Source organism: Niallia sp. Man26 (assembly GCF_022049065.2).
Taxonomy (GTDB): domain Bacteria; phylum Bacillota; class Bacilli; order Bacillales; family Cytobacillaceae; genus Niallia.
The window spans coordinates 987,230-999,503 of record NZ_CP095744.1; the positions used below are offsets into that span (position 1 = coordinate 987,230).

The window sequence follows — 12,274 nt, forward strand, 5'->3', positions numbered from 1 at the left end:
GAATGCTGCGTTCAGGAGACAATGTAGCCGTTGGAAATGTGCAAGTGCTTATAAAAATGTAATTAGTCTTCAAGCAGGAATATTCATTTCTATATTTGTCTCGTCTTTGTATATAGATAATGTAAATATTCGCTTAAATAATGAGAAGGAGAGTTCTATGAGTTTTGGCAATGTTCTATTTCGTTTTTTTATATTTTGGTATATTTGCGGAGTGATTCTTCTCACTTTTGATCTGCTGCCTGCTTGGCTTGAATGGGCGAACGCTGTTTTTCTAATTTTAAGCGGCCTTTTGGCAATAGTTTATTTCTCTAAAAAGTTTGGAAAAAAAGCTGGATCTTTGATTAGTGTGGTTATTTTCCTGTTTTCCTATCTTGCAGAATTCATAGGATCATCTTATGGAATTTTATTTGGGGATTATTATTATACCAATCGGTTTGCTCCCAATCTATTTGACGTGCCAATAGCGATTGGTTTTGCATGGCTAATGGTAATGGGAACCTCTCATGCATTGGCTTGTGCTATCACAGAAAAGAAATGGCTTCAGCCGATTATCGGTGCCTGTGTTGCTGTAATTATCGATCTAATTATTGATCCTGTCGCATTTAAACTAAAACAATATTGGATATGGGAGGAGGATGGAGTGTACTATGACATTCCATTCAGCAACTTTTTAGGATGGTTTATTGTGGCACTTGTTCTTCATGTATTTATCTTATTTTTCTCACCAAACAAAAATATTTTCTGGGAAAAACGGATGTTTTTACTATTTGCCCTTACAATAACCATGTTTGTTTTGCTTGCAGCAACCGGTGAACTTCTTTTTGCAGGCATCCTGACAGCCTGCCTGGCAGGACTGACACTATATGCTGCTATAAGAAGGAAACGAACATGATTGAAGCTAAAAAAGACGTTGTTTTTAATAAACTGTTTTCTATTTTTCATAAGAGAATGCTTGCCTTCTCCTTTGATAAAATCTATTGGCAAGAATCTAGTAAACTGCCGGCCTTCCCTTGCATTTTTGTCTGCAACCACTCTTCCTGGTGGGATGGGCTCATCTACTATCAGCTGACGAAGACTGTTATTCAGCAGGATATGTATATTATGATGCATGAACAGGGACTGAAGCAGTTTCCATACTTTAAAAAACTTGGAGCCTTCTCAATTGACCGCTCCAGCCCAAAAGAAATTTTAAAAACAATGAGGTATGCTGAGGTGTTGCTGAAACAAGGAAAAAGTGTATGGCTTTTTCCTCAGGGTGATGAGTACCACCTGGAAAAACGCCCGCTGCAATTTCAGCCAGGAACTTTATATCTGCAGGAAAAGCTTCCCGAAATACCCATTATACCTGTCTGCTTCTACTATTCTTTTGCACACAAACGAAAGCCTGAAGCATGGATAAAAGCAGGAAATCCATTGTATAGCAATGACCTGCCGGGAGATTCGAGGTTTGAAAAAACCTTATTACTTGAAAAGAAATGCACTGACGCGTTGGATGGCTTGAAAAACGATGTGATCAGCGAAAAAACGAAGCATTTCGTAAACTTACTGTAAGGAGCAATGTCTAGATGGTTCTATTTTTAATCACCAGTCTCTTCCTATTTTTCCTATGGACATTGTGGAATATGAGCGGACTCCCAGGTCTTCCTGCTCCTAATATAAATAAAAACTTTCAGCCGCTTGTGTCAGTTTTAGTTCCGTTAAGAAACGAAGCACGGAACGTGGATGGACTAATCAGCAGCCTTAAGTCATTAACATACCCTCATCTGGAAATCCTTCTTCTGGATGACGGCTCAACAGATGAGACTTTGTCCTTGCTGCAGGAAAAAACGTTAGGTGACAGCCGTTTTAAGATTTTAAGAGGGAGAGAACTTCCAGCAGGGTGGGCTGGCAAGGTGCATGCCTGTCATCAGCTGCAGGAAAAAGCAAAAGGAGAGTATTTCCTTTTCATTGATGCAGATGTCCGTCTAAAATCGGGAGTGATTGAAAAAGCACTGACACTGGTAAAGAAAGAAAATGCCAAGCTGTTAACAGGGTTTCCCTCCTTTGAAGTTCCAGGAATTTTGAGCAAGCTTCTGATTCCGATGATGCATTTTGTTGTGCTATTCCACCTCCCGATTCATCTTGCGAATAAGGGCAAGATGCCTGCCGCAACGGCTGCCAATGGAGTATTCATGTTTTTTGAAAGAAGGGCCTATCTAGAAATAGGCGGCCACGCTTCAGTCCAGACTTCTATAGTGGAAGATGTTCATCTGGCAAGACAAATGAAGAGATCAGGAGGCAAAGTCTGCTTGGGCAATATAAGTAATGACGTTTCATGCCGGATGTACGAACGGAATAGTGAGGTATGGGAAGGTTTTATAAAGAATATTTTTTCAGGCCTTGGCCGTTCTGTTATGATGGTGATGCTCTTAAGCGTATTTTATGGCTTTTTTTATGTGCTGCCTGGGGTTTTATTGGTATACGGGCTATGGATGTTCCAGCCGCTCTATGTGTTTCCTTATCTCCTGATTGTCCTGCAGCGCATGTTAGTGGACTGGAAAGCAAATCAGCATTTACTTCTATCATTTTTCATGCCGTTGTCGGCAGCAGCACTGGTTATTATCATGAATGCTTCTATGTGGAGATGGATCAGGAAAAAGCCTTATAGCTGGAAAGGGAGACAGTATTCATGAAGAAAAAGGTGTTAATCATTGGCGGCGGACTGGCAGGATTGTCAGCAGCCATAACGCTAGCCAACAAAGGATTTGATGTAGAACTGTTCGAAAAGAATAAGCATTTCGGAGGTAAATTAATGCCTGTAGCATTAGGGGATTATACTTTTGATTTCGGACCAAATACCATCACCATGCCAGAGGTATTCCGGAAAGTGATTGAACAGACAGGTGACAAGGCTGAAGACTATTTCCATATGATTAAGCTTGAATATCATACGAGAAATGTGTTTTCTGATGGAACGTCCTTTGATCTTTCGAGCAGCAGGGAATATATGATGCAGCAGTTGAATCAGATGGATCCTGCACATAAATATGATGATTTTTTAAAAGAGGTTACAAGATTATTTAAGTTATCTGAGAAACACTTCCTGCCAAAAACATTTCAATCATGGCAGGATTATTTGTCGCCATCACTTGGGGCAGCTCTCTTGCAGGTGAGGCCGCTGCAAAGCCTCAACAGCTTTTTCCGGCAGTATTTTTCACATCCTCATGTGCTTCAGGCTTTTAATCGATATTCGACTTACATTGGCTCGTCTCCCTATAAGACTCCTGCCACATTTGCCATGATTGCCTATCTGGAAATGATTGGCGGAGTTTATTATGTCGAGGGAGGTAATGTGAAAATTGCCGAAGCCTATGTAAAAATAGCAAAAAAACTGGGTGCTAAGCTACACGCCGACTCACCTGTGAAAAAAGTCATTGTAAAAAACAAAAAAGCAATAGGCATAGAGCTGGAGGATGGGGAGAAAATACATGGGGATTATTTTATTATGAATGCAGATTTACTCAAAGCTTATCCCGAGCTGGTTAGCGAAAGCGACCGTCCCTCCTTTCCGAACTCAAAGGCAGCAGGGCTATCACCCTCCACATCAGCTTTTTTAGTCCTTGCAGGTGTTAACAAACGGTTTTCAGAGCTGAGGCATCACAATGTCTATTTTTCCGATAACTATGAACAGGAATTCATTGATCTATTCAAACACAAGCAGTACAGCAGTGAGCCTACCATTTACATCAGCAATTCTTCCTATACAGAGCCTGACCGTTCGCCAGGGGGAAGCAATCTGTTTATACTGGCAAATGCTCCAGCCCTTCCTGCTGATGGAAAACTGCAGGTGAATCCGGAAATGTATAAAGAGCTAATTTATCAAAAACTCTCAACCTTTGGACTTGCGCTGAAGGATAATATCGTAGAAGAGAAAGTTTATACACCTTCCGATATCGCTGCTCAATTCGGCTCATTCCGCGGGGCGCTTTATGGTCTATCTTCCAATCGAAAAAAAGATGCCTTTTTACGTCCCAAAAACGTGAGCAAGGATATCGCCAATCTCTTTTTCGCTGGAGGAAGCACACATCCTGGCGGCGGGTCGCCAATCGTGACATTGAGCGGTATGAATACGGCCAATTTAATTATTAAGGCAGAAAAATAGCTGGAAAAAAGCTAGAGAAGCACGTCATTGTTTCTCTAGCTTTTCTTCATCTTATAAAAAGTTTTTAGGGAAACATCTTTTTGCATGAAATGGGGCTTGTTTTCTAGAATGTAATAATGATGACAATAATGTAAGTAAGTATGTACACAGAGAAGAGGAGAGAACCCAGATATGTATGAACCGAAGATGAAAGAAACGGACAACAGTGTCATTGGATTTATAGAAGGTTTGGAAAATGAGAAAAAGAAGGCAGATGCCTATCAGTTATTAAAAATTTTTGAAGAGGTAACTGGCTATGATGCAAAAATGTGGGGTCCAAGTATTATAGGCTTTGGCAGCTATCATTATAAGTATGCATCAGGACATGAAGGAGATGCGCCTTTAGTCGGTTTTTCTCCAAGGAAGGTAAAAATTAGTCTTTATTTGGCCTATGAAAGTGATGAAAGGGAAAAATTATTAGAAAGCTTTGGTAAACACACGAAGAGTAAGGCTTGTATTTATGTGAATAAATTAGCTGATATTGATACAAATGTGTTAAAGGAACTAATTAAATATACATTAGAAACATATCAGAACGACTAAAGTTATTGCCATAGTTCCAGGCTTTATGCCCTATTAACTTTTTATAATAGAAGGAATGTATAAATTAAGCGATTTATATAAAAGAAGGTATAATACAAGCTTTTTTACGTAAAAAGGATAGGAGATAAGATGAACACAAGAAATATCAAAAAATAGAAATTAATACCTCTTATTATGTATATAGGAGTGAGACAATATGAATGAACAGGTACAGCTTATGATTGATTAGATTGAAGCTAATTTAAAAAATCAATTTTCCTTAGATGAACTTTCAAATTATATAGGATAATCCCCTTACTTTTGTTCATTTAAATTTCACCAGATAACTGGAATAAGTATAAGACGTTATATTCTTCTTAGAAGATTGTATTTATCTACGCAAGACCTGGCGAAAAATTAAAAAATTATCAATGTTACAATGGATTATGATTACTCTTCACAAGAAGTGTATAGCAGAGCATTTAAAACTATTCTTGGTATCAATCCTAGAGAATACCAGATTAACAAGTTTCCTGTTCAATCAGTTGTTAAACTCACTCTTGATAAGAATGGGGAGTGGTTTAATATGAATATTTCTAAAAAAATGGAGGTTGAAAAGCTACTGCATGAGCAGAGTGATCTCTTTGATAAAGATGTAATACATATATTGAATGGGCAAGTTATGTATGAGGAGTTTAAAGATAACAAACTAATGGGAAATGCTGATTATGCTCCATTTAATGAAGCAATGTGTATGAACGAAACTACTGAACGTATTTTTGAGAAAGAGTTTATATATACTCGCGCTACTGGCCATCATGAACTAGTAGAAGGATATATGGAAAAAGTTATAGTTCCTTTAGATAATCTTTTTAATAAAGATTATAAATGTATCGTATTGTGGTTTGGAGAAGACATGTTTTGCCAAATGAATCTGCTAACTATACTTTCGTATCTGGACCAGTCAGGCTACAAGGGAAAAGTGTTCTTAAATAGTTTCAGAGAGGATGAGTTTAAAGTTAATCAAACGGAAATTAAATTAGGCTGTTATGATTCGGTATATAAAGAAGTGTTGGTTAATCATACTAAACCATCTCATGAACTAGTCCCGGTTATGTATCAAGCAATAAACATGTATTTAGAAATGCTAAGAGAAGATAATGAGGTGGTGAAATTTATCAAAAAAAATAAAGATATATCAACAAATGAACTAATCCAGAAGTTGTTTAATCTTTTCCCAACAATAGGTTACGGAGATACACAATATAAAGAGATAATTAGTAAAATTAGATGAGGCTCAGTAGCAATAACACAATCCCAATAGTGTGAACTAATTCTATATTTTTAAGGGGCTTTCTCTATTAAAAGGAAAGTCCCTTTATTTGTTTCGTTTTCTTTTAGACAAAATGACTAACCTTTAATTGTAATAGACAATAATATATAGTTTTCTACATTAATTGTATTCTTTACCATTTGTACAACTAATACGACTTTTGTCCATCTTAATAGGTTGACCTTTTTACATAAAATATTTTTTTGAAATTTTTTTCAATTATACAGTTTCTGATTACTTCAAAACATTAATTAAAAACTTAGAAAGAGCTTAAAGTGTTTTAATATAGAGTTGGATTTGGAGAACAATTGAATGAAATAATATCATTTAATGCAACGGAATAATTATTCCATCTGCCGCCAAAAAACCTGTAGCCATAAGCTCTTGTTTCTGCGACAGTCGTTAAAAAAAACCAGAAATTATCTCCGTTTCTAAGATACATATACGTGAAACGATACAAACAATGTTGAAGACCCCAGGGATTTTGAGTATTGGGAAGAATTTGTTGCATATATCCCATAATTTAAGGTTCACTCCTTATTGAAATTAGACATATAACCAGTTTATGCTCCATGATAAATCTGGGTTGGGTATATACCCTGTGAGTTTAAGAAAAAGGTTGATATGAGGTATGAATTAAAACATATATTAATTAATTGTTGCTTTCTAATGTGTTAATTTGAAATGATTATGCCTTTTTAGTATGTTTGTTCTGGAACTACATGACAGCGTTAATGAAAGAATAATAATTTAATTATCTTTGAAAGGCTAAACACTCAGCTTTAGCCTTTTTATTATTTTTTTAGCTATATACAACTTCGTATTCCTTATTCCATCGTTTGCGTACCATACTTGCCATTCTCTATTTTTTACTAAATTTTTTAAACTTATCCACTCTGCTTTTGTGTCTAAAATAGTGTATGACGCATAGTATAAGATAATTACTGTATAACATCTAGCAAAGAAAGAAAAATGAGGTGGGTGAATGAGTAATTTATTGAATTCATTAACGACAGAGCTAAGGAGAGGTACGTTGACATTAGCTGTTTTAAGTCAATTAAGAACCCCCCAGTACGGATATTCACTTGTTCAGATATTGGAGGGGTCAGGTATTTCCATTGATCAAAGTACCTTATATCCATTGCTTCGCCGATTAGAAAAACAGGAGTTGGTGTCGAGTAGTTGGGATACAGCGGAGAGTAGACCCCGTAAATACTATGTTTTAAGTGAATATGGGTTAGAGATATTTTTGCAGTTAGAAAAGGAATGGATTAAGGATTCAAAGGAGCTTTATAGGTTATTAAGGGGAGAGGAAGATAATGAATTTAATTGAGGTTTATATTCAGGAGGTTACTCGAAGGCTGCCGGAAAAGAATCGTGAGGATATTGCCCTTGAGTTACGGTCAACGATAGAGGATATGCTTTCTGATGATTACTGTGAGGAAGATGTAAAGAAGGTTCTTGAAAAACTAGGGAGTCCGGTCACATTGGCCAGCCGTTATCGGGATCGGCCAATGTACCTGATTGGACCGCGTTATTTTGATGTATATGTGACCTTATTAAAAATGATTTTGCCGATTGCCATTGTTATTTCATTAATCTCGGTTATTGCAGAATATTTTGTTGATTACAATGGACAGGGAGCAGTCATTAATGTGGCTCTGGATATTACGGGGTTTGGCATATGGAGAATGATTGAAGTAGGAATCCAAACATTTTTTTGGTTAACTCTTGTTTTTGCTGTTATCGAAAGAACAGATAAAGGAAAAGATGAACAGCCACTAACTGCAAGCCTAAAAAAATGGACACCTGATGATTTAAAAAACATCGCTTATATTCCTAAGAAAAAATCCATTTCAATGTTTGAGGTATTTGGTAGTTTAATGTGGACGGCCATTTGGGCAACTATTTATTTTTACGCAGACCATCTTGTTGGTATCTATAGAGGAGGAGGAAACCGTCTTGAATTCATCACACCAGCGTTTAATCAAGAGGTCTTGCTCCAGTATTGGCCAATTGTTCTTATCGTAATTTGTTTGGAAATCATATTGGCTATTTATAAATTAATCAAGAGTCTATGGACCAAAGGAATGGCCATCTCTAATGCGATACTCCAGTTGATTTCAACCATTGTTTTCATCGTGATTTTCATTAATCCCGATTTAATCGCACAGAATTTTATTACTGATATGACTGATTTATTGGAGATAACATCTAACCAATTGATATCATGGATTATTAGCGGCAGCATTTTCTTCTTTATAGTATCTGCGGCAATCAGTGTATTTGATGGATTCCGCAAGGCAAGAATTCATTAATTCGTATTGCCTTAATTAGAGTAAACAGGGAGTTAAATTGAATAGCCATCAGGCTGCAGAAGCAGCTTTTTTTTTGTTTCTGAAGAAAAAATGGAAGTGAATAATGGGGATTAATTAGAGTGAATGTCAGATCTTCTGCTGATTAAGCTATCGGATGCGTTAGTTAAAGAACAGGGATAAGTACTTAGGTTTTTATTTATTATGCGCGTCTCTTGAGATATTACTTTAAAATGGTATCCAGCTAGCAGAGGAAAGTCGAATGAAATCTTAATTCAGTAATGAGACTGTCAAAACCCTTGATATATATGGGGTTAGACGGTTTTTTCTTTATCATGTAATAAATCTAAGAAGAATTAATGCTTATTTTACTGTGTGCAACTGCGTATTTAAGTAAACAGTGTTTGTTTATTGAGAAAGGTTTGTTGAATTAGCAATTGAAAATTAATAATATATGTAAAAGATGTTTGACACTGTGAGTGTCTTTTTTTATAATTTATGTGTCAAATACTTTTGACACATATTGAGCTAAAAGGTGAAGTATCATTGGAAAATCAAATAAAAAAATATCGTGAACAAAAAAATCTTTCGCAGGGAAAATTAGCAGAATTATGTAATGTTAGTAGACAGACAATCAATGCAATTGAAAATAACAAATATGATCCGAGTTTACAATTAGCATTTGATATCGCAAAAAGTCTAGGGGTATTAGTTGATACATTATTTTTGAATGAAGGGGGAAAAGGAGAATGAAAACAAGAACAATCGGTACAATAATATTTGGGTTAGCTTCAATAGTCGTAGTAGGATTCACAATTTATAAGATATCGATAGGAAAAGAGACTGGTTTAAATGAAGTTATTACAATTGGAGCTTTGTTGATAGGTTTCTTTTCAACTATGACTTGGGGGACGAAGGAAGAGAAAGACGGTATATTGCAAGATGAAGAGCTTGGGCAAAGAATTACAGAGAAAAGCTCCAAGATAAGTTATTTTTTGCTCACGTTATTTATATTTGCTGCTGTGTTTATAGACAACATACTAAATGAAACCTTGAATATTCTGCTATTATTATTATTAGGATTATCAATGATAACTCTTCCTTTTATAGAATATCTATATTCTAGGAAATACCAATAAAAAGGATAACCAAAAGTTTTAAAAAAAGACAGTTAGCAACTTGCGATTATCTTTTAAAGGGAGAAACTTGGCAGTATTTCTGTAAAAGCAGTACTTTCTTGTGGTACAAACAGGGCAGGATATTCCTATAAGGTAGCTATAATTTATGAAACTAAATTAGCCGATAAACGTATAATGATAGTATTAAATCAAAATGTAATTGAAAAAATGAATATATAATTTGAATTAATTATTATAGTTGGAGGTGGAGTTTGTGAGTAAATACTTTTGGGTTCCCTTTACTGCAGGATTTGCAACAGTGGTACTTCTATATATTGTTGGAACTATTACTGAAATAGATATTCTTATGTTTAGAGTTTCACTCTCATATACTGAAATCTCTTTCTTCCCAATTATTGTTGGAATTTTGGTTGGGTTAATAAGTAAACAAATTATAAGATATAAATCTAAAGTAAACACTTTATAACCACTTAGGTTCCTATCAGGTTTTTTATTATCCCCATTCATACAATTGATAAAGTAATAAGACACTATTAACAAAACTGCAGCTCATACTTGCAGGTCTTTTTATTTTCTCTAAAACCTTTCTTTAAAACTTGAAACTAAGTAGAATTGACGAGTTTATGAATAAATTTAGTTAAGCTAAACCAGCTAATAGTTTGTCAACATTTTTCAATAAAAAGATAAATAATCTCGTGGTATACTAAAAATGCACATGCCAAATAACCTACCGCTATATTTTAATTGGAAGGTTTTGTTGTATTTAGTTAGATATAGTTATTAATCTATATCTTGGAAAGTTGTTCGTTTTTTTAATAAGGCAAAGATCCAGTGTAAGAGCTTGTTTACACATGCAATAACGGCTACCCTAAAGGGTTTTCCTTCTTCTCGTTTCTTATCATAAAACTCTCTTAGTTTTCGATTGCGTGGAATAATCTCGTCGGTTGTCTTCTTTTTACGACTATCCCTTATACCACTTTGAACAGCCATATATAAGGCGTGGCGAAGTCTACATGAGCCACGTTTCGTTATTCGATTCACCGATGCGGTAAACCTCCCAGATGAGTACACACTAGGATCTATCCCAGCGAATGCAACAAGTTTCTTGGCATCATTAAATCGATCTATTTCTCCAATTTCGGATATAATCGTGGCAGCGATTTTTTCTCCGATTCCAGGGATAGATTGAAGAATATAATACTCTTCAATTTCTTTAGCGAGAGCATTTATTTCATCTGCAATCTTGGATAGATGCTCTTGGTATTGAAGAACTATCTTAATTAAAATTTCTAGATTGAAAATATGACTCTCATAGAGATTGTTTTGAAATGGATTACGTAGGGCAGCCTCTATTAACATTTGTGCCTTTTCCTCTGCCCAGGACACCGAACGATTCTTACATAATGAAGCTATTTTATCAGTTAATTCTTTTTCACTGACACTTAATACCGCCTTAGAAGTAGGGAATTCTAGTAAAGTAAGCAAAGATACTTTTGAGTATAAACTTCCGAAAACTCCTCGATACTCAGGGAATACCTGATCAATTAAGGAATGTAACTGTATTTTTGTTTTCGCTGAAATTTCTGCAATACTCTCTTGTTGCCTTGTTAGATTTCGAAGGTTTAAGAGTTGAATTCCTCGCTTCTTGTAAGGCTGTAGTTCTTCCTTATAATACAGTTCACAAAGATGATAAGCATCGATTGCATCTGTTTTAACTTTGCGTAGGCTTGAACTCTTGGCTCTATGTGAAATAAGAGGATTGACGAGAATATATACATATTTTTGTTCCTCTAAAAACTGAATAACTGGGGTGTGATAATGCCCAGTTGACTCTAATACAACCGAAGGTTGAGTACCCAAAGCTGCTTTTTCAACATCTTGAAGAAAATCTAATAACCTACCTAAACCCTCTAGATTATGTGTAATACTAAAACTCTTCCGATATGGTTTACCTTTATCTAAAAATGCTTGAACATGGCTTTCTCCTTTTGAAACATCCAGACCAATCACTGGATTCATACTAATTTCTCCTCCTTAAAAAGCATATTAGTCGGTAACCCCTAAACTCCTTGTAATATCATAGGTTCGCTTGTTAAACGGGTTCATTGTCCCAACCAGCCTGAAACATGTTTATACAAGTAGGGGGTGAACAGTTTAGCTGACGGGATTTATTCCCACGGGGGCGCCGTTCTACCCCGACTACCGTAATCATAAAACTAAAAAAAAAATGGTCAACCAGAAAAATCTGGCTAACCATATATTACGAACAGGAGCGATAGTTTAAGAACAGGGATAATTATATATAGTCTAATTTATATGCAGATTCTTTGAGTTTTACCATGTTATCTAGATGCCACGAGGGAAATGTCCAATAGAGCTCAAGATTCTTAATTGCTGCCATTAGGAACGCTCCCTAAAAATCAATGGACATGTTACCAAGAAGGGGTACCTATACAGCCAATAAGAAAGTGTTTAAATTTGGTGGTGAATACGTCTAACCCTTCGATATATAAGGGATCAGGCGTATTTTTATTATATTCAATTTTCATTCAAATAAGGATTAACGAGTTAACGCTCATTTACTGCGTGTTCAAAAGGTATAATAGTTTGATTATTTCCCTGTCTTTTCGCCACGGGCAAGTATTCTAGGAACACGATTGTACTGAAAAGATAACCTTTTTTGTTGAAGGAAATGTAATGCGAAAAGACAATCTAGGATGGTTGCTTCAAAGCGAAATAATAATTAAAGATAAATGTTTGATTGGCTTAGGTAGAGAGTTTAAGA

11 protein-coding genes and 1 pseudogene are annotated in these 12,274 nt (G+C 35.7%); 11 read left to right on the top strand and 1 reads right to left on the bottom strand.

From position 1 onward, the window contains the following. Window positions 1-157 precede the first annotated feature (157 nt). The 11 genes and pseudogenes from L8T27_RS24390 (at window position 158) to L8T27_RS24440 (ending at window position 9,955) form a co-directional block, all read left to right on the top strand. Entirely contained in the window at window positions 158-892 is a 735-nt protein-coding gene (locus tag L8T27_RS24390; RefSeq protein ID WP_237943493.1) for a carotenoid biosynthesis protein, read from the top strand. Continuing rightward, window positions 889-1,551, top strand: a complete 663-nt coding sequence (locus L8T27_RS24395) for a lysophospholipid acyltransferase family protein (protein ID WP_237943495.1) — start codon at window positions 889-891, stop codon at window positions 1,549-1,551. Before L8T27_RS24390 ends, L8T27_RS24395 begins: the two co-directional genes overlap by 4 nt. Window positions 1,552-1,565: 14 nt before the next feature. Then, window positions 1,566-2,672 carry a glycosyltransferase family 2 protein gene (locus L8T27_RS24400; RefSeq protein ID WP_237943497.1) on the top strand — a complete coding sequence of 369 codons (1,107 nt, stop codon included), beginning with the start codon at window positions 1,566-1,568 and terminating at the stop codon, window positions 2,670-2,672. Next, window positions 2,669-4,141, top strand: a complete 1,473-nt coding sequence (locus L8T27_RS24405; protein ID WP_237943499.1) for a phytoene desaturase family protein — start codon at window positions 2,669-2,671, stop codon at window positions 4,139-4,141. Before L8T27_RS24400 ends, L8T27_RS24405 begins: the two co-directional genes overlap by 4 nt. Before the next feature lie 171 nt (window positions 4,142-4,312). Continuing rightward, window positions 4,313-4,723, top strand: coding sequence for a DUF1801 domain-containing protein (locus L8T27_RS24410; protein WP_237943501.1), 411 nt, complete (start codon window positions 4,313-4,315; stop codon window positions 4,721-4,723). A gap of 229 nt (window positions 4,724-4,952) precedes the next feature. Beyond that, window positions 4,953-5,996, top strand: a pseudogene (locus tag L8T27_RS24415) (helix-turn-helix domain-containing protein). A 1,024-nt stretch (window positions 5,997-7,020) separates the two neighbouring features. Continuing rightward, window positions 7,021-7,368 (top strand): PadR family transcriptional regulator, encoded by a 348-nt coding sequence (locus L8T27_RS24420; RefSeq protein ID WP_233318054.1) that lies wholly within the window; start codon window positions 7,021-7,023, stop codon window positions 7,366-7,368. Then, on the top strand, window positions 7,355-8,353 hold the full coding sequence (locus tag L8T27_RS24425) for an HAAS signaling domain-containing protein (RefSeq protein WP_237943503.1): 999 nt from the start codon (window positions 7,355-7,357) through the stop codon (window positions 8,351-8,353). The genes L8T27_RS24420 and L8T27_RS24425 overlap by 14 nt, the downstream gene beginning before the upstream one ends. Before the next feature lie 543 nt (window positions 8,354-8,896). After that, the gene (locus L8T27_RS24430; protein ID WP_282581449.1) at window positions 8,897-9,103 is read left to right on the top strand and encodes a helix-turn-helix transcriptional regulator; all 207 of its coding nucleotides are present in this window, start codon (window positions 8,897-8,899) and stop codon (window positions 9,101-9,103) included. Next, entirely contained in the window at window positions 9,100-9,489 is a 390-nt protein-coding gene (locus tag L8T27_RS24435; RefSeq protein ID WP_237943507.1) for a hypothetical protein, read from the top strand. Before L8T27_RS24430 ends, L8T27_RS24435 begins: the two co-directional genes overlap by 4 nt. A gap of 253 nt (window positions 9,490-9,742) precedes the next feature. After that, window positions 9,743-9,955: an ATPase gene (locus tag L8T27_RS24440; protein WP_233318044.1), complete on the top strand. Its 213-nt coding sequence runs from the start codon at window positions 9,743-9,745 to the stop codon at window positions 9,953-9,955. Window positions 9,956-10,269: 314 nt separating this feature from the next. Here the strand turns inward: L8T27_RS24440 and L8T27_RS24445 are convergent, their stop codons facing one another. Further along, the gene (locus tag L8T27_RS24445) at window positions 10,270-11,508 is read right to left on the bottom strand and encodes an IS110 family RNA-guided transposase (RefSeq protein WP_237943046.1); all 1,239 of its coding nucleotides are present in this window, start codon (window positions 11,506-11,508) and stop codon (window positions 10,270-10,272) included. Window positions 11,509-12,274 lie beyond the last annotated feature (766 nt).